This is a genomic window from Streptomyces sp. NPDC030995 (assembly GCF_055571215.1).
The window spans coordinates 35,851-52,918 of record NZ_JBVIFS010000042.1; the positions used below are offsets into that span (position 1 = coordinate 35,851).

Sequence of the window (17,068 nt, forward strand, 5' to 3'; positions counted from 1 at the left end):
TGTACTGCTTTTGCTGCTAGAGCTCCGCGGCGGCACGGCTGCTGAGCGCCTCGCTCAGGAGCCGGGGGGTCGGGAGCGAGAACAGTGCGCTCGCCCGCAGGCCGGCGGCGGCGGGGAAGCGTTCGCGCAGGCGCGCGAGCAGCCGCATGGCGAGCAGGGACTGCCCGCCGTGGTCGAAGAAGTTGTCGTCGGGCCCGAGCCGGGGCTGCGCGAGCACGTCCCGGAACATCCCGAGCACCTCGTCCAGTGCCTCGTCGCTGCGGACCTCCGCGGGGGCCGCGGTGCCGTGCGATTCACCGGCCCAGATGGCCAGGGTGCGTTTGTCCACCTTGCCGTGCGGGGTCTTCGGGAGGGCCGCGACCCGGTGCAGGATGCGGGGGACCGCCCAGTCGGGGAGGTGCGCCGAAAGGCGGGCGACCAGGGCGTCGCGGTCGGCGGCGGGGAGCCGGGGAGCCGTGCCCGGCGGCGGGGAGAGCTCCGGGTCGGCCGGGACGGTGAAGGCCCACAGGGCCGTGCCTGTGGCGGGGTCTGGGATGACCACGGCACGGTCCACGTCCGGGCTGTCGCAGAGCGCGCGCTCCACCAGCGCCGGCTCCAGCCGGTGGCCGCGGATCTTGAGCTGGTCGTCCACCCGGCCGAGGAAGACCAGGTGGCCCGCTTCGTCGAACCGGCCCAGGTCGCCGGTCACATACGTCCGGGCCCCGGGCTCACCGCCGTACGGGTCCGGTACGAACCGCCGCCGGGTGGCCGCCTCGTCGTCCAGGAAGCCCCGCGCCACCAGCGGCCCGCCGATGTGGATCTCGCCGCTCTCGCCGGCCTGCACGGGGCGCCCGTCCCGGCGTACGGTTACCAGCACGTCCCGCAGTGGCGTACCCAGCGGCACCTCCGTCGCGCCCGCGGGCAGCAGCCCGGTGTACAGGGTGGAGCTGACGGTGCACTCGGTGAGCCCGTAGACATGGGCCAGCGCGGCCGGCTGCCGGCGCTGCCACGCCCGGTACGGCTCCGGGTCCATCCGCTCGCCGCCGACCACCACCGTCCGTAGCGGCGGCGGGGTGGTCAGCCCGCGCTCGTCCAGCCAGCGGGCGTACTCCAGCCAGTACTGCGTGGACAGTTCCACCACGGTCGTAGCCGTCGCCGCCACCAGCGCGTGCAGCTCCGCGGGCTCCAGCGGTTCGCTGTCCACCCGGCACACCACCGCCGCGCCGGCGACCAGCGCCGGGAAGACCTCTTCGATCACCACGTCGAAGCCGAGCGAGGCCACCTGGAGCCAGCGGTCCCGGGGGGTCAGCGCGAGCCGCTCGGCGACCGCCGCCGCGAACCGGCCCAGCGAGCCGCGCTCCACCACCGTCCCCTTGGGCCGGCCGGTGGAGCCGGAGGTGAACAGGACGTACGCGAGGTCGTGTTCCGGGTCGTCTTCCTGCTTCCTTTTCTGCTCCTCGCACACGTGCCGGGTCCACCCGGTGTCGGACCCGCCCGGCTCCGAATCCGGTACGTACGCCCCGTCCGGCGCGTGCTTCCCGTCACCGGCCCAGACCACCGCCCCGACCCGTCGTACGAGGTCGTCCCGGGCCGGCTGCGGCAGCCGGTCGTCGAGCACGGTGAACCCGGCCCCGCTCTTGAGCGCCGCGACCATGCCCAGCACGGCCCCGGCCGGGTCGCCGAAGGCCAGACCGACGAGCTGCCCGGGTCCCGCGCCGCGCCCCGCGAAGGAGCCCGCCCAGGCGTCGGTGAGCCGGTCCATCGCCCGGTACGTCAGCACGCGCGCCGGGGTCACCAGCGCGGGCGCGTCCCCGTGGGCCCGCACCGCACGCTCCCAGCCGTCCAGGAAGTCCACCCCGCCGGACACCGGCACCACGCGTGCGGCCTCCGCGCTCATCGGCCCGCTCCGCGCCCGCGCAGGAACGCCGACAACTGCGCCAGCCCGGCCCGGAAGTCCGCCTCGTCGCCGCCGAAGCCCAGCCGGACCCCCTGCGGCGCGCCGAAGGCCGTACCCGGGACCAGCAGCGTCCGGTGGCGTTCCAGCAGTTCCAGGCACAGCTCCTCCACCGCCCCCGGCGGCGTCCCGGGCCGCTCCAGCGCGCGGAAGACCAGGAGCGCGCTCACGCCTCCCTCCGGGTCCCGCCAGCGCACGAGGTCCTCGTGCTCGGCCATCCAGCCGCGCAGGTGCGCCAGATTGCGCCCGGCCTCGGCCGCGCGCAGCCCGATCAGCCGGTCCGCGCCCCGCATCGCCCGCTCGGCGACCAGCTCCACCAGCGGCGACAGGAACAGCGTGGTCCGGTCGCGCAGCGGGAAGGTGGCCCGCAGCAGCTCCGGTTCGGCGACCGCCCAGCCGACCCGCAGCCCGGGCAGGCCGAAGGTCTTGGAGAAGGTCCCGTAGGACACCGTCCGCAGCGCCGGCCCGTAGAGCGTGCCCGGGTCCGGCAGCACCTCCCAGCGGTGCGCGATCTCGGCGGTCGCCGCGTCCCACACCAGCACCGCTCCGGCCTCCGCGACCGCCGCCGCCAGTGCCCCCAGGCCCTGTGGCGAAAGGGTCGCTCCGCTCGGGTTGTGCGGGAAGTTGACGATCAAAGCGGCCGTCCCGGGCGTGACCAGCGAGGCCAGCACCTGCGGGTCGATCTCCCCGTCGCGCACGGCCGAAGCCGGCAGCACCGCCACCTCGCAGCCCGCCTCACGCGGGTAGTGGCCGAGGGAGTGGTAGATGCCCTCCTGGACCACCACCCGGTCGCCGGGCCGCAGCAGGGCGTTCAGGGTGAGGGAGATGGCCTCGCTGGACCCGTGGGTGACCAGGATCCGGTCGGCGTCCCCCTGGGCGTACCGGTCGGCGATCGCCTGCCGGATACCGACCCCGCCCTGGGAGACGCTGTCGTCCATGACGATCGCGTCGAGATCCTCCTGCCCGATGCCGCACATCTCGCGTATCTCGGCGAAGGCGTACGGATGGACGCCGCTGGAGCTGATGTCGTACAGGTCGGGGCCCAGGTGCCGGCGGTACCACTCCTCCAGGACCGGAGGCTCTTCCGGGATCGTCTCCCGCTGCGGACGCAGACTGCTCATGGCTGTGCAACTGTCCCTTCTCTACCCTTGACGGGTTTCCCGCCACCACCGCTGCCCGGATGCCGGGAGGGTGTCGATGGGGTCGTAGTAGTGGTACGAGCCGCTGTGGACGTCCGGGTCCGCCGCCTCCAGCGGGGTCAGATAGCTCTTGCTCCAGTGGGAGATGCCGAGGTCCCGGTCGTAGGCATCGGTCTGGTCCACCCACCGCTTGCCGGCGAACGGCACGTCGCACACGATGCGCGGGGTGGCGAACCCGGGGAGGTAGCCCATGATCTGACGCTGGAGCAGCTGCGCCCGGTGCAGCGGGACGCGCCAGTGCTCGGCGTTGGGGATCATGTCGCACATGTAGAAGTAGTAGGGCGTCACGGCCGCGTGGTCGGTGAGCGCGAAGCACAGGTCGAGCAGCTCGTGCGCGCTGTCGTTGACCCCGCGCATCAGCACCCCCTGGTTGCGTACGTCGCGCAGCCCGGCGGCCAGCAGGGCGTGGGCCGCGCCGGCCACCAGCGGGGTCACCTGCTGGGCCGCGTTGGCGTGGGTGTGCAGCGCGACCTGCACCCCCCGGGCCCGCGCCGTCCCGGCGATCCGGGCGACGCCCTCCAGGACGGGGCCCGACATCCAGTACTGCGGCAGCCCGATCAGCGCCTTGCTGGCCAGCCGGATGTCCCGGATGGAGTCGATCTCCAGCAGCCCGGACAGGAAGCTCTCCAGCCGGGGCCAGGGCAGATTGGCCAAGTCCCCTCCGGACACCACGACATCGCGGATGCCGGGGGTGCGTCGCAGGTGGTCGAGGATCCGCTCGGCCCGGTCGACCGGCTTGAGGGTCAGCTTGTTCTTGGTCACCTGCGGGGTGGAGTTGCCGACCAGGTCCATCCGGGTGCAGTGCCCGCAGTACTGCGGGCAGGTGGAGAGCAGTTCCGCCAGCACCTTCGTCGGGTAGCGGTGGGTCAGTCCCTCCACCACCCACATGTCCTGCTCGTGCAGGGAGTCCCGGCTGGCCATCGGGTGCGAGGGCCACTCCGGGTGCCGGTCGGAGAACACCGGGAGCATGTAGCGGCGTACCGGGTCGTCGTAGAACGCCTTCGTGAGCTCGCCCGGCCGGGAGCCGGCCACCTGCGGGGCGATCGTGTTGATCATGTGGGGTGGCAGCAGCACCGACATGGTCGCCCGGTGCAGCCGGTCCTGCTCCCAGTCCGCGTAGAACTCCTCGTCGAGGAGGTCCCCCACCACGGCCCGCAGCCCCTTGGCGTCCTTCACGCAGTGGGCGCGCTGCCACTGGGGGTCGCCCCACTCGGCCTCGGTGACCTCCCGCCAGCCCGGGAACCGGCGCCAGTCGGGCTCGACGAGTTCGCCGCGCCGGTACTCGTACACGCCTTCCGGCGGTGTTGATTCCGCTTGGCTGCGTGCTGTGTCCACCGCGTCGCCACCCATTCCCGTCCGTTTCGGCCGTATCGCCTGACGTGGACCGATCTTGCAGAGCCGCGGAGTTGTACACGAGGGGGGACCGTTGTACGGGGCGCAGACGGGGTGCACTCCTGTACAACCGGGGCCGGTGGCGGCACGGGGAGAGGGCGAACCGGAACGTGGGCCGACGCTTCGGGAGTCATGGGCCGGGTTCGGACGAAACCGCTCGACACGACCGTTGTATGGCTCGATTTCCCGGATGCTCACTTGATCGAAATGTCCCTGGCATGTACCAATTTCCCATGTAGCCCCTTGCGGCGGTTGTACGCCGACCACGTCGACCGACGGAGGGTTGTACCGCCGCGCCCGCGATCAGCCAACAGCTGTCCCGGGGGCTGCCGATCGCGCGCTCAACCGAGATGATCGACTTCCCAGGGGGGGAACATGGCCAGGCCAGAGCGGTTACTCGATCCCACGGCCGGACCGCTGGAGGAATTCGCCCACGCCCTACGCGCCCTCAGGCGCGAGGTCGGCAACCCGTCCTACCGGATCATGGCGAAACGTGCTCACTACTCCGTCGCCACCCTCTCCGAGGCGGCGCGCGGTTTGCACATGCCATCGCTGAAAGTCACCCTTGCCTACGTCGCCGCCTGCGACGGCGACAGCGCGGAGTGGACCCGTCGCTGGCACCGCGTCAGCAAGGAACTGGAAGCCCGCGGGGCCCCGTACGAGCCGGTCGGACGCCCTCGCGCGGTGCCGGAGCACCCCGCCCCGGGCCGCGGCCGCGCCCCCGGCCCGACGCCGGCTCCCCGGGCGGAGCGCACCGGCGGCGACGAGGGCGCGCTGTCCAGACGCGAAAGGGCGGAACTGCACCGACTGCGCCGCGAGGTGGAGCAGTTGAGACATGCCAACGAGGTACTCAAAGCGGCCTCCGCGATCTTCGCGGCGGATCTCCGCCCGGATCTCCGCCGGGATCTCCACCCGGGCCTTCGGCCCGATCTCCGTCCCGATTCCCGCCCCGACCCCCGTTCGAATCTCCGCACAACTCGGTAGGTCGTGTACAACTCCCCTGATCGACAAGATCGGTTGGCGTAGCCGGACGACGTGACCGGACGACTCGATCGACCTTTGGGGACTGACCATGCGTGTGCTCGGAGTCAACGGCTGGCCCGGCGCCAGCCACGACGGTGCTGCCTGCCTCGTTGTGGACGGCGAAGTGATCGCCATGGCCGAGGAGGAGCGTTTCACCCGCAACAAGCACGCTTACGGCGAGGCGCCCCTCAACGCGGTCGCGTACTGCCTCGCCGAAGGAGGTCTCACCCTGGGCGACATAGACGTCGTCGCCCACGGGTGGGACCTCCCCAAGCTCTTCGCCGACCGCGGCCTGGACTGGTTCGGCAGCGACGCCGACGCCCTCGAACACCTGCTGCCCAAGGGGCTGTTCCCGCGCGCCCGCGACCCCCGGCTGACTTTCGTCAACCACCACCTGGCCCACGCGGCCAGCGCCTACCACCTCTCCGGCCGCGACCGCGGCGCGATCCTCGTCCTGGACGGCCAGGGAGAGGACGAGAGCACCACCCTTGCCGTCGGCATCGACGGCGAAATCAAGACATTGCGGGCCCACACCCCCGGCTGGTCGCTCGGCTACTTCTACGCCGCCGTCTGCGAGTACGCCGGCCTCGGCGCCGACGCCGCCGGAAAGATGATGGGCCTCGCCTCCTACGGGCGCCCCCAGGACCTCACCTTCGGCGGCGCCTTCACCTTCGCCGACGAGGACTTCACCATCGGCGTGGTCCCCCCGGACCTGCGCTCCACGGGCACGACCGACGAGGAGACCGCCACCATCCGGCACTGGCTGGAGCACCTGGAGAGGACCCTCCCCGAGCCCCCCAACGGCTCCGTCCGCCGCTTCGACCCGCGCCTGGGCCGCTTCACCAAGGTCACCGCCCGCGACCCCTTCGAATACCGCGACATCGCCGCCACTGCCCAGGCCGCCCTCGAACAGGCCGTCATCGGCCTGGTCCGGGGCCTGCTCCGGGAAACCGGCGAGACCACCCTGATGATCGCGGGTGGTGTCGGCTTCAACGCCACCCTCAACGGCAAGCTGATGCGCCTGCCCGAGGTCGGCGACCTGTTCGTGCAGCCGCTCGCCGGCGACCAGGGCGTCTCGCTCGGCGCGGCCGTCCTGGTCGCCGCCCAGGAGGGCGACCGGATCCGCCCGATGGCCGGGTCGGTGGTCTGGGGCCCCCAGTGGTCCCCGGACAGCATCCGCCGGGTCCTGGACGCCTCCGGCACCGCCTACACCGAGCACGAGGACATCGCCACCGCCACCGCCGCCACCCTGGCCCGCGGCGGCGTCGTCGGCTGGTTCCAGGGCCGCGCCGAAGGGGGACCGCGCGCCCTCGGCCACCGCAGCATGCTGGCCGTGCCCTCGCCCGAGAGCACCCGCGACCGGGTCAACGTCCGCATCAAGGACCGCGAGGCCTGGCGGCCGTTCGCCCCCAGCATGCAGGAGGAGGCGGCCCCCGCCCTCATCGGCACCGACACCCCGCTCCCGTACATGATCGTCACCACTCCGGTCACCGAAGCGGGCGCCGAGGCCATGCCCGCCGTCGTGCACAGCGACCGCACCACCCGCCCGCAGACCGTCTCCCGCGAGACGGACCCCCTCTACCACCGCCTGATCGGCGCGGTCGGCGGGCACACCGGCACCGCCGTCGTGCTCAACACCTCCTTCAACGGCCGCGACGAACCCGTCGTGTGCAGCCCCAGCGACGCCCTCGCCACCTTCCACCGGCTGCCCATGGACGCCCTCGCCCTCGGCCCCTTCCTGGTCAGCCGCTCCACGGGCGCGCTCGGTGAGGCGGGCCGCGCATGACCGCCCCCGCCCGGCCGAAGCCGCACACCGCCGCCGGTGCCCCGGCCGCCCTGGACGACGTACGGGCCCACCTCGCCGACTGGATCGCCGAAGCCGTCCTCGAACCGGCCGCGGACCTCACCGCACCGCTGCGCGACCTCGGCGTCGACTCGCTCGACCTCATCCGTGCCGCCCGCCGCATCGAAGCCGCGTACGGCGTGCGCGTCCAGCTCCGCGAACTCTTCGTCGAGGACATGACCGTGGAGCACCTCGCGCGCCTGGTCACCGAGCGGGCCGGCCACCGCCACACCGGCGCCGGCCCCCTCGCGGAGCCCGGCGCGGCACACGGCCCGGTCTACCTCACGCCCACCCAGGAACAGGGCTGGGAGGAACAGAGCGGCAGCCGCGCCCACTGGAACCAGTCACTGCTCTTCACCACCCGCCCCGACCTCGACCCCGGGCTGCTCGCCGAAGCCGTACGGCGCCTGGTCGCCGGCCACGCCTCCCTGCGCCTCGCCGTCGAGGCCCGGCCCGCCAAGCGCCCCCGGCAGACGGTCGCCGCCCTCACCCCGGACACCCCGCTCGACGCCGTCCTCGACACCGTCGACACCCGTGAACTCGACGACGCCGACCTCTCCGAGGCCGTCACCCTGCGCTGCGCGCTCGAACAGCGCTTGCTCGACCCGGAGGCCGGCCGCGTCGCCCGCTTCGTATGGTTCGACGCCGGCCCGGCCCGCCCGGGGCGGCTCCTGATCGCCGTGCACCAGCTCGCCTTCGACATGGTCTCCTGGTCCATCCTGATCGACGACCTGGAGCGGCTCTACGCCGCACTCGCCGCCGGGGACTACGGGGACGACGGCGGCGACGCCGTCCGCTGCGCCGAGGGCACCGGCTACCCGGAGTGGGCCCAGGCCCTCGCCGCGTACGCCCGCACCCCCGAAGCCGAGGCGGAGGGCGAGTGGTGGACCGAGGTGGCCCGCACCCCCGGCCAGATCCCGCTCGACCGCGGCCCCGGCCACGGACCGGACGACGGCCACGATCGCGGCCTCGACCACGAGCACGGCCACGATCACGGCTTCGACCCGCGGGCAGCGAACACCGCCGCCACGGCCGAGACCCATGTCGAGGAGTTCGGCCCGGAGTTCACCAGGCAACTGCTCGACGCGGCCCGCACCCACCGCTGCCACCCCGGCGAACTGCTGCTGCACGCCCTCGGCGAGGCGCTCGGCGCCTGGCAGGGCCAGGACGCGGTCCGGGTGGACGTCCTGCGCCACGGCCGCGAGGAGATCGTCGGCGACACCGACCTGGCCCGCACCACCGGCTGGTTCACGACCACCGTCCCGGTCCGCATCGACCTCACCCCGGGAACCCCCGCCGAGCGCCTCGCCCGCACCGTCGGCCACCTCGCCGCCCTGCCCGCCGGGGGAGTGGGCCACGGGGCGCTGAGCCGGCACGGCCGGCCCCGGATCTCCGCGGCCCTGCGCGGCGCCCCGCCCAGCGACGTCTCCTTCGACTTCGAAGGCGACGACGCCGACGGACTCCCGCTCGGCACCCTCCTGCTCGACATCGCCGACGAGCCGGTCGGAGAGATCACCGGACCGGACTGGGTGCGCCCCCACCTCGTCGAGGTGATCGCCACCACCGACGCCGGAGCGCTCCGGGTCGAATGGTGGTACTCCACCGCCCTGCACGACCAGGACACCATCGGCCGGCTCGCCGCCCGCCACCGCGCCGCGCTCGCCGCGCTCGTCCACCCCGCCGGCTGACCCACGTACAGAACCCGAGAAGGCACCCTTCATGTCCCTCCTGCCCAGCGTGGTCGACCCCTTCTTCGCCATCGCCCGCGCGGACCCCGACCGGCCCGCGATCACCGACAACGGATTCACCGTCGGCTACGGCCAACTCGCCCGCTGGGCCGGCGCAGTGGCCGACCTGGCCGCCACCCGCGACCCCCGCCCGCAACCGCCCGTCGGCATCGTCACCCACCACACCGCCCGGGACGTCGCCGCGATCCTCGGCGTGCTCGCGGCCGGCCGCGGCTACGTGCCGGTCACCGACGCCCCCGGCACCCACATGGACGACGCCCTGCGGGCGCTGGGCTGCCGGGAGGCCGTCACGACCGCCGAGACCGGCCGGCTCCCGGCCGTCGACCGCCTGCTGCGGCCCAACTGGGGCTCCTCCCGCGCCCCGATACGCGAGGCCGGCGAGCCCGTGCGGGCCGACGACCCGGCGTACGTCCTGTTCACCTCCGGCTCCACCGGCGCACCCAAGGCCGCGGCCGTCCCGCACCGGGCGCTGCACGCGGTCGTCCCGGAACTGCGCGCCCGCTACGGGGTCGGCCCGGACACCGTCGCGCTGAACTTCCACCGCGCCGACGGCGACACCAGCCTGGAGGAGATCCTGCCCACGCTCTGCGCGGGCGGGCTGCTGGTCATCGACGAGGACAGCGAGACCGCCCTCGGCCGGCTGCTCACGGACGCCGAGATCACCCTGGTCAACCTGCCCGTCGACTACTGGCACACCTTCACCGGGCACCTGCTGGAGCACGGGCTGCAACTCCCCGCCTCCCTCGACACCGTCGTCATCGGCGGCGAGGCCGTCCGCCCCGACATGCTCGAACGCTGGCACCGGCTCGGCGCCGACCGGGTCCGGCTGCTCAACACCTACGGCTCCACCGAGACCGCGCTCGTCACCCACAGCGTGCTGCTCGCCGGACCCGGGGCCGGGGGACCCTTTCCCGACGGCGTCCCGATCGGGCACCCGCTGCCCTCCGTACGCCAGGCCGTCGTCCCCCGCGACGAGGAACCCGACGGGCCCGGGGAGCTGTTCCTCGCGGGCCCGCAACTGGCGACCGGCTACCTCGACGACCCGGAACGCACCGCCGCCCGGTTCGTGGAGGCCGATCTCGGCGACGGCCCCGCCCGCTGGTACCGCACCGGCGACCTGGTGCGCGAGAGCCCCGACGGCATGCTCGTCTTCCACGGCCGCGCCGACCAGCAGGTCAAGATCCGCGGCCACCGCGTGGACCTGCCGGACGTCGAGCACCAGATCGGCCGCCTGCCCGGCATCTCGGCCGTCGCCGCGGCCGAGCACACCAAGGGCGACCACAACGCACTCGTGGCCTTCGTGGTGTTCGCCCCGGACACCGCCCCCGACGTACGGGCGCTGCGCGACGCACTCAAGGCCTCCGTCCCCGCGTTCCTGGTGCCCGACCGCATCGTCGCGGTACCCGCGCTCGCGCACACCCGCACCGGCAAGGTCGACCGCGCTGCCACCCGGGACCTCTTCCTCTGATCCGGCGTCGCATCCTCCCCGCGCCTTCGGCGGTGGGACCCCCACCTCCGCCCTGCCCCCGCACGCACCAGACCGCTCGCTGATCCGGCCCGACCGGCCGGACAGGACCAGGAGCCCCCCTGTGGCCAACAGACTGTTCGACGCCTCGGTGTCCCCCGAGGCCGTACCGGAAGCCGACAGCCGGGGCCCCTGGGCCTACCTGTGGTGGCTCGTGCGCATCCGGCCCGGCCCGCTGATCCTCAGCGCACTCCTCGGCGTGGCCTGGATGGTCCCGCTGGCCCTGCTGCCCCTGGTCATCGGCCGGGCCATCGACGTCGCCGGCCGGGCCGACGGCCCGGCCGCCCTCTACCTGTGGGCGCTGGTCGCGCTCGGCCTCGGCATCCTCCAGGCGGTGGCCGGCGCCGGCCTGATCCAGGCCGCCGTCGGCGCCGAGATGCACGCCGTCTCGCACACCCACCGGGTGCTGATGCGCCAGGTCACCCGGCTCGGTGCCACCCTGCGCAGCAAGGCCCGCTCCGGTGACGTGGCCGCCTCCGCCTCCGCCGACGTGGAGAGCATCGGCAACGCCTTCGAGGTCGTCGGCCGGTCCGTCGGCGCCGTGGTCGCCGCCGTCCTCGTCGCCGTCGCGCTCACCGTCACCTCCCCCGTCCTCGGCCTCGCCGTCCTCATCGGCGTGCCCGCCGCCGTCCTCGGCATCGGACCGCTGCTGCGCCCGCTCCAGGAACGCGACGAGGAGCAGCGCGAACAGATGGGCATCGCCACCTCCCAGGCCGGCGACATCGTGGCCGGCCTGCGCATCCTGCGCGGCATCGGCGGCGAGGCACGCTTCGCCGAACGCTTCCGCGCCACCAGCCAGCAGGTCCGCCGGGCGGGCGAGTCCGCGGGCCGGATGGAGGCGTGGCTCCAGGCCGCCGGGGTGTTCCTGCCCGGCCTGGTCACCGTCGGCATCGCCTGGCTCGGCGCCCGCCTCGCCCTGAACGGCACCATCACCCCCGGTGAGTTCGTCGCCTTCTACGGGGCCTCCGCCTTCCTCACCCTGCCCGTCAGCACCGCCACCGAGGCCGCCGAGACCCTCAGCCTCGCCAAGGTCGCGGCCGGCCGTGTCTGCACCCTGCTGCGCATCACCCCGCAGCCCGAGCAGCCCGCCGACCCCCGGCCGCTCCCCGACGGCCCGCTCTCCCTCACCGACCAGGACACCGGCATCACCGCCGAGGCGGGCCTGCTCACCGTCATCGCCGCCCCCGCCGGCCTGGCCGGGAACCTCGCCGACCGCCTGACCCGCCACGGCGAGCAGCCGGGGCCCGCCACCGCCCTCCTCGGCGGGGTCCCCCTCGACCGCGTCGACCTCGCCGAACTGCGCGCCCGCGTGCTGCGCTCCGGCCCCGCCGACACCCTCTTCAGCGGCGCCGTACGGGCGGAGCTGACCGCGGGCCTGGCCCGCTCGCGGGGGGCGCTGGCCGACGCCCTGTTCGCCGCCGACGCCGCCGACGTCGTCGAGGCGCTGCCCGGCGGCCTGGACGAGCTCCTAGGCGAGGGCGGCCGGGCCCTGTCCGGGGGCCAGCGCCAGCGCCTGGTGCTCGCCCGCGCCCTGCTCGCAGCCCCCGACGTACTGGTCCTGGAGGACCCGACGGCCTCGGTCGACGCGCAGACCGAGGCCCGCGTGGTCCGGCGGGTGGCCGCGCTGCGGTCCGGGCGGACCACCGTCGTGTTCAGCGACAGCCCGCTGTGGCTGGGCGCCGCCGACCGCGTCCACCGGCTCGCCCCGGAGAGCCGCCCCGTACCCACGCAAGGAGCGCGCTCATGACGAGCACCGCGACCGCCACGGCCTCCACCCCGGCGGCCCCCGCCGACGGCGCCGGCCCCGCGACCGGCCGGCTGCCGCTGGCCGACCGGGCCGACGTACGGGCCTGGGTGCGCGGCTTCGTACGGGGCAACGCGGGCCGGCTCGCCCTCACCCTGCTGCTCTTCGGCACCGCGCTGGTGGCGAGCCTGACGGGGCCCCGGCTGCTCGGCCACCTCGTGGAGTCGGTCAAGGCGGGCACCACCACCGCCCGCGTCGACGTCCTCGCCCTGGCCTTCGTGGCCATCCTCGTCGTCCACGCGCTGCTGGCCCGCGCCGCCAAGGTGCAGGCCACCCTGCTCGGCGAACGCGTCCTCGCCCGCACCCGCGAAGGGTTCGTCCGCCGCGTGCTCGGACTGCCGCTCGCCGAGGTGGAGTCCGTCGCCGCCGGCGACCTGCTCAGCCGCGCCACCACCGACGCCGACCGCCTCAACGAGTCCATCCGGCAGGCCGTCCCGCGGATCGCGCTGGCCGCCGTCACCCTGGTCTTCACCTTCGCCGCCATCCTGCTCACCTCGCCGGTGCTGGCTCTCGGCCTGCTCGCCGGGGTGCCCTTCGCGGTCCTCTCCACCTGGTGGTACCGGCCCCGGGCGACCGCCGCGTACGAGCGGCTGCTCGCCCAGGAGGCCGACGTCCTCGCCGTCACCCACGAGACCAGCCGGGGCGCCGCCACCGTGGAGTCCCTGGGCCTCGGGGCCCGCCAGATCCGCCGGCACGGCGCCGCCGTCGACGCGGTGGTCCGCACCCGGCAGCGCACCACCTGGCTCCAGACCGTCTGGTTTCCCAGCCTGGACCTCGCCACCATGGTCCCGATGGCGCTCACCCTGCTGATCGGCGGACTCGCCTACCAGCGCGGCGCCGTCGGCCTCGGCGCGCTCACCGCAGTGGTGCTCTACGTCCAGGCCCTCGGCGAGCCCCTCAACGACCTGCTGACCTGGACCGACGAACTCCAGATCGGCAACGCGGCCCTGCGCCGCATCCTCGGCGTCGAACGGCTGCCGCGCGAGGAGCCCAAGCCCACCGCCCCCACCCGCGGCCACGGCATCCGCCTCGAGGGCGTCGGATTCGGCTACGGCCCGGGGCGCGAGGTGCTCAGTGGCATCGACCTCGAACTCGCCCCGGCCGAACGGCTCGCCGTGGTCGGCGCCTCCGGAGCCGGCAAGTCCACCCTGGGCAAGCTGCTCGCCGGCGTGCACCACCCCACCCGCGGCACCGTACGGATCGGCGGCGTCGACCTCACCGACCTGCCGGTCGGCCAACTGCGCCGCGAGGTGGTTCTGGTGACCCAGGAGCAGCACGTCTTCAGCGGCACCCTGCGGGACAACCTCATGCTCGCCGACGAGGAGGACCGCCCGGACGAGGAACTGTGGGCCGCGCTGGAGACCGTACTGCTCGGGGACTGGGCGCGGTCGCTGCCCGACGGCCTGGACAGCGAGGTCGGGGCCGGCGCGGCCCCGGTGTCCCCGTCGGCAGCCCAGCAACTGGCTCTCGCCCGCCTGCTGTTGTCCGATCCGTACGCCCTCGTCCTGGACGAGGCCACCGCGCTGCTCGACTCCTCCGCCTCCCGGCAGGTCGAACGCTCGCTGGCCGCCCTGATCGAGGGACGCACGGTGGTCTCCATCGTGCACCGGCTGGACTCGGTGCACGAGGCCGACCGGATCGCGGTGATGGACCGGGGCCGGATCGTGGAACTCGGCAGCCACAGCGAACTCCTGGCGAACGACGGGGCTTACGCCTCCCTGTGGCGGTCGTGGAGCTCGGTCCGCTGATCCACGACCTGGCCGTCCCGGTGCGCCCTCGATCGGGCCTGTGTGGCAAGGGTGAAGCGGGGCAGACGAGTGCAGCCGTGAAGCCCACCCCGGAGGTCTGTCGATGTCCTGTGTGTCTGCTCCGATCGTTGTCTACCTCGATGCGGCCAGGGGCCGTGTGCCGCTCCTCGCCCGCTTCTCGTATGACGGCGAGGACCCGTACGTGGTCCGGGCGACGTTCTTGGACGGCCCCACCGTCCTGGCCCGCTGGCAGTTCGACCGGCAGATGCTCGCCGAGGGACTCCACCGGCCGGTGGGCGAGGGGGACGTCACCTTCGGCCCCCACCGGGCGGCCGGCGCCGACGAGCTCCGCGTCGCTCTGCGAGGCCCCGGCGCCGAGGGGCAAGGACACGCCGTCCTCTTCGTGGAGGCCCGCGCGCTCACGGGCTTCCTGGAGCAGACCTACGCCGTCACCGGCGCGGGGGAGGAGTTCCTCGACCTCGACAAGCTCCTCGACGAGCTCCTGGCCCGCTGACATCAGCCAGGTCCCCGTACCGGATCCAGCGGGCGCCCACCCAGCTCGTGGGGAAAGCCCTCCTTGACCTCGACGGGTGGAGCTGGGCCGTACGGAGGCTCCTGCTCCACGGAGGGTTTCGCGGGACGCAATGGTGGCAAGGCGCCCCGTATGGTGCGAATCGGATACACGATGATGACCGAGCAGGCCGGACCACGTGAGCTGGTGTCCCACGTGGTGGGTGCGGAGAAAGCGGGATTCGACTTCTCCGTCATCTCCGACCATTTCTTCCCCTGGCTGGAATCACAGGGCCACGCCCCCTACGCGTGGAGCGTCCTGGGCGCGGCCGCGCAGGCCACCTCCCGGATCCCGCTCATGACGTACGTGACCTGTCCGACCTTCCGCTACCACCCGGCGGTCGTCGCGCAGAAGGCGGCGACGATGCAGATCCTGTCCGGGGGCCGGTTCCGTCTGGGGCTGGGCTCGGGGGAGAACCTGAACGAACACGTCGTCGGGACCGGCTGGCCGGCCGCCCCCGTGCGCCTGGACATGCTGGAGGAGGGCGTCGACATCATCCGGCGCATGTTGGCCGGGGAGAGCGTCAGCCATCACGGCGTCCACTTCGATGTCGAGGACGCCAGGCTTTGGGACCTCCCCGACCAGCCGCCCCCGATCGGAATCGCCGTCTCCGGGCCCCGCTCCTGCGAGCTCGCCGGCCGGTACGGCGATCTCGTGATCGCCACGGAGCCGGAGCGGCAGCTCCTCCAGGAGTTCGACGCGCACGGCGGCGCGGGCAAGCCGCGCGTCGGCCAGCTCCCCGTCTGCTACGACACCGACCGCGACGCTGCCATCGCCCGCGCGCACGACCAGTTCCGCTGGGCGCTCGGCGGCTGGAGAGTGAATGCCGAGCTCCCCGGCCCCGCCGGATTCGAGCAGGCCGCGCAGCACGTCCGGCCGGAGGACGTCGCCGAGGCCATCCCCTGCGGCGACGACGTGGACGCCTTCGTCGACGCCGTACGCCCGTACGCGGAGGCGGGATTCACCGAGGTGGCCCTCGTTCAGATCGGCGGCGACCAGCAGCAGCCCTTCCTGGAATGGGCCGAGGCCAAACTGCTGCCCGCCCTACGGAACCTGTGAGGACGCCCCCGCCATGAACCGCGCCGCTCTCTTCGACATCGACGGAACCCTCACGGACACCAACCACCTCCACGTCATCTCCTGGTGGGAAGGGCTGCGCCAGGCCGGGCACCAGGTCCCCATGCACGCCATCCACCGGGCGATCGGCCTACCCGGCGAAGACCTCCTCGACCACCTGCTGGGGGACGACCGGGACCGCACCGACGACGACCGGCTGAGCGCCGCCCACGACACCCTCTACGCCACGTACTTCGAGCGGCTCCCCGCCCTGCACGCGGCCGCCGACCTCCTGCGCACGCTGTCGCGGGCAGGATGGAAGGTCCTGCTCGTCACCTCCGCCAAGGACAGCGAACTGGGCGCCCTGCGCCGGGCCATCGACGCCGACGACGCGATCACCGACGCCGCGACCTCCGACGACGTCGAGAAGGGCAAGCCCGCGCCCGACCCGGTGCTCCACGCCCTCGACATGGCGCAGGTGCCACCGGAGCGCGCGGTGTTCGTCGGCGACACCGTCTGGGACATGAAGGCCGCGGCCCGGGCCGGCGTGGCCGCTGTCGGCCTGCTGTGCGGAGGAATCCCGCGCGAGGACCTGGAGGAGGCGGGAGCCGCCGCCGTCTACGGCGATCCGGCCGATCTCCTGGCCCGCCTCGGCGACAGCCCGTTCTCGCACGTGCCGACCGCGTGAGGCGGGCGACGGCGGCCGATTGAGCGGCCCGTCGCCGGGTACCCGCGCAGCACACCGGTCAGGCGGCCATCGCCGGCGGAACCGAAGGAAAGGGCACCCCGATGACGATGACGGAGTCACGCGGCAACAAGTCCATCCCCACCCCGACGGAGCTCGGTCGGCAGTTCGCCCACGCCCGAGAGGAGCTCGGACGGACGGTCGAAGCGCTGGCCTCCAAGACCGCGGCCGTCAGGGAACAGTTCCGCGACACGGCTTCCCGTGCCGGACGGCTCGCCGAGGACATGAACCTCGGCTCCGTGCGGGGGAGGGCCGGTCGGGCCGCGAGCGCGGCACGGGACCACCGCACCGCGCTGATCACGGCCGTGAGCGTCGTGACTGCCGCCCTGCTCGCCCGCCGAAGCCGCCGGGCGAGGCGAGCCCAGCGCCAGAGCTGAAGGCACCCCCTAGGGCCTGTGTGATGTCGTGATCATTCGGCGGTCTTCAGTAGGTCGTCGACCCAGATCATTGAGGCGCGGAGGTGGAGGCCGGCGAGGTAGCT

Annotated in this window: 13 protein-coding genes; 10 read left to right on the forward strand and 3 right to left on the reverse strand. The window is 73.6% G+C overall.

Annotated features, from left to right (window positions below; genetic code table 11):
* Nucleotides 1–16: 16 nt before the first annotated feature.
* From ACZ45T_RS35245 to ACZ45T_RS35255, 3 genes are read right to left on the reverse strand one after another with little or no spacing between them, the layout of a single operon-like run.
* On the reverse strand, nucleotides 17–1,876 hold the full coding sequence (locus tag ACZ45T_RS35245) for an amino acid adenylation domain-containing protein (protein WP_468448214.1): 1,860 nt from the start codon (nucleotides 1,874–1,876) through the stop codon (nucleotides 17–19).
* Nucleotides 1,873–3,054 carry a capreomycidine synthase gene (gene vioD, locus ACZ45T_RS35250; protein ID WP_468448215.1) on the reverse strand — a complete coding sequence of 394 codons (1,182 nt, stop codon included), beginning with the start codon at nucleotides 3,052–3,054 and terminating at the stop codon, nucleotides 1,873–1,875. Before vioD ends, ACZ45T_RS35245 begins: the two co-directional genes overlap by 4 nt.
* 21 nt (nucleotides 3,055–3,075) lie before the next feature.
* Nucleotides 3,076–4,467, reverse strand: a complete 1,392-nt coding sequence (locus ACZ45T_RS35255) for a KamA family radical SAM protein (RefSeq protein ID WP_468448216.1) — start codon at nucleotides 4,465–4,467, stop codon at nucleotides 3,076–3,078.
* Nucleotides 4,468–4,899: 432 nt separating this feature from the next.
* On the opposite strand from ACZ45T_RS35255, the gene ACZ45T_RS35260 reads away from it, so the two are divergent.
* The 10 genes from ACZ45T_RS35260 (at nucleotide 4,900) to ACZ45T_RS35305 (ending at nucleotide 16,964) form a co-directional block, all read left to right on the forward strand.
* Nucleotides 4,900–5,508 (forward strand): XRE family transcriptional regulator, encoded by a 609-nt coding sequence (locus ACZ45T_RS35260; protein WP_468448217.1) that lies wholly within the window; start codon nucleotides 4,900–4,902, stop codon nucleotides 5,506–5,508.
* An 88-nt stretch (nucleotides 5,509–5,596) separates the two neighbouring features.
* Nucleotides 5,597–7,333, forward strand: coding sequence for a carbamoyltransferase family protein (locus ACZ45T_RS35265; protein ID WP_468448218.1), 1,737 nt, complete (start codon nucleotides 5,597–5,599; stop codon nucleotides 7,331–7,333).
* Complete coding sequence (locus ACZ45T_RS35270; RefSeq protein ID WP_468448219.1) at nucleotides 7,330–9,078, forward strand: condensation domain-containing protein; 1,749 nt, start codon at nucleotides 7,330–7,332, stop codon at nucleotides 9,076–9,078. The genes ACZ45T_RS35265 and ACZ45T_RS35270 overlap by 4 nt, the downstream gene beginning before the upstream one ends.
* 31 nt (nucleotides 9,079–9,109) lie before the next feature.
* Nucleotides 9,110–10,606 (forward strand): AMP-binding protein, encoded by a 1,497-nt coding sequence (locus tag ACZ45T_RS35275; RefSeq protein ID WP_468448220.1) that lies wholly within the window; start codon nucleotides 9,110–9,112, stop codon nucleotides 10,604–10,606.
* A 121-nt stretch (nucleotides 10,607–10,727) separates the two neighbouring features.
* Entirely contained in the window at nucleotides 10,728–12,410 is a 1,683-nt protein-coding gene (locus ACZ45T_RS35280) for an ABC transporter transmembrane domain-containing protein (protein WP_468448221.1), read from the forward strand.
* Complete coding sequence (locus ACZ45T_RS35285) at nucleotides 12,407–14,215, forward strand: ABC transporter ATP-binding protein (RefSeq protein ID WP_468448222.1); 1,809 nt, start codon at nucleotides 12,407–12,409, stop codon at nucleotides 14,213–14,215. The genes ACZ45T_RS35280 and ACZ45T_RS35285 overlap by 4 nt, the downstream gene beginning before the upstream one ends.
* A gap of 112 nt (nucleotides 14,216–14,327) precedes the next feature.
* Entirely contained in the window at nucleotides 14,328–14,729 is a 402-nt protein-coding gene (locus ACZ45T_RS35290; RefSeq protein WP_468448223.1) for an SsgA family sporulation/cell division regulator, read from the forward strand.
* A 150-nt stretch (nucleotides 14,730–14,879) separates the two neighbouring features.
* Nucleotides 14,880–15,845 (forward strand): LLM class F420-dependent oxidoreductase, encoded by a 966-nt coding sequence (locus ACZ45T_RS35295; protein WP_468448224.1) that lies wholly within the window; start codon nucleotides 14,880–14,882, stop codon nucleotides 15,843–15,845.
* 13 nt (nucleotides 15,846–15,858) lie between these two features.
* Nucleotides 15,859–16,530: an HAD family hydrolase gene (locus tag ACZ45T_RS35300; protein WP_468448225.1), complete on the forward strand. Its 672-nt coding sequence runs from the start codon at nucleotides 15,859–15,861 to the stop codon at nucleotides 16,528–16,530.
* Between the two features lie 101 nt (nucleotides 16,531–16,631).
* Entirely contained in the window at nucleotides 16,632–16,964 is a 333-nt protein-coding gene (locus ACZ45T_RS35305; protein WP_468448226.1) for a hypothetical protein, read from the forward strand.
* Nucleotides 16,965–17,068: the final 104 nt, after the last annotated feature.

What these genes read in the sequence shown, in the direction of transcription:
- ACZ45T_RS35245 (WP_468448214.1), bottom strand. Translation starts at nt 1,876, where the DNA reads ATGAGCGCGGAGGCCGCACGCGTGGTGCCGGTGTCCGGCGGGGTGGAC.
- vioD (WP_468448215.1), bottom strand. Translation starts at nt 3,054, where the DNA reads ATGAGCAGTCTGCGTCCGCAGCGGGAGACGATCCCGGAAGAGCCTCCG.
- ACZ45T_RS35260 (WP_468448217.1), top strand. Translation starts at nt 4,900, where the DNA reads ATGGCCAGGCCAGAGCGGTTACTCGATCCCACGGCCGGACCGCTGGAG.
- ACZ45T_RS35265 (WP_468448218.1), top strand. Translation starts at nt 5,597, where the DNA reads ATGCGTGTGCTCGGAGTCAACGGCTGGCCCGGCGCCAGCCACGACGGT.
- ACZ45T_RS35270 (WP_468448219.1), top strand. Translation starts at nt 7,330, where the DNA reads ATGACCGCCCCCGCCCGGCCGAAGCCGCACACCGCCGCCGGTGCCCCG.
- ACZ45T_RS35275 (WP_468448220.1), top strand. Translation starts at nt 9,110, where the DNA reads ATGTCCCTCCTGCCCAGCGTGGTCGACCCCTTCTTCGCCATCGCCCGC.
- ACZ45T_RS35285 (WP_468448222.1), top strand. Translation starts at nt 12,407, where the DNA reads ATGACGAGCACCGCGACCGCCACGGCCTCCACCCCGGCGGCCCCCGCC.
- ACZ45T_RS35295 (WP_468448224.1), top strand. Translation starts at nt 14,880, where the DNA reads ATGGTGCGAATCGGATACACGATGATGACCGAGCAGGCCGGACCACGT.
- ACZ45T_RS35300 (WP_468448225.1), top strand. Translation starts at nt 15,859, where the DNA reads ATGAACCGCGCCGCTCTCTTCGACATCGACGGAACCCTCACGGACACC.
- ACZ45T_RS35305 (WP_468448226.1), top strand. Translation starts at nt 16,632, where the DNA reads ATGACGATGACGGAGTCACGCGGCAACAAGTCCATCCCCACCCCGACG.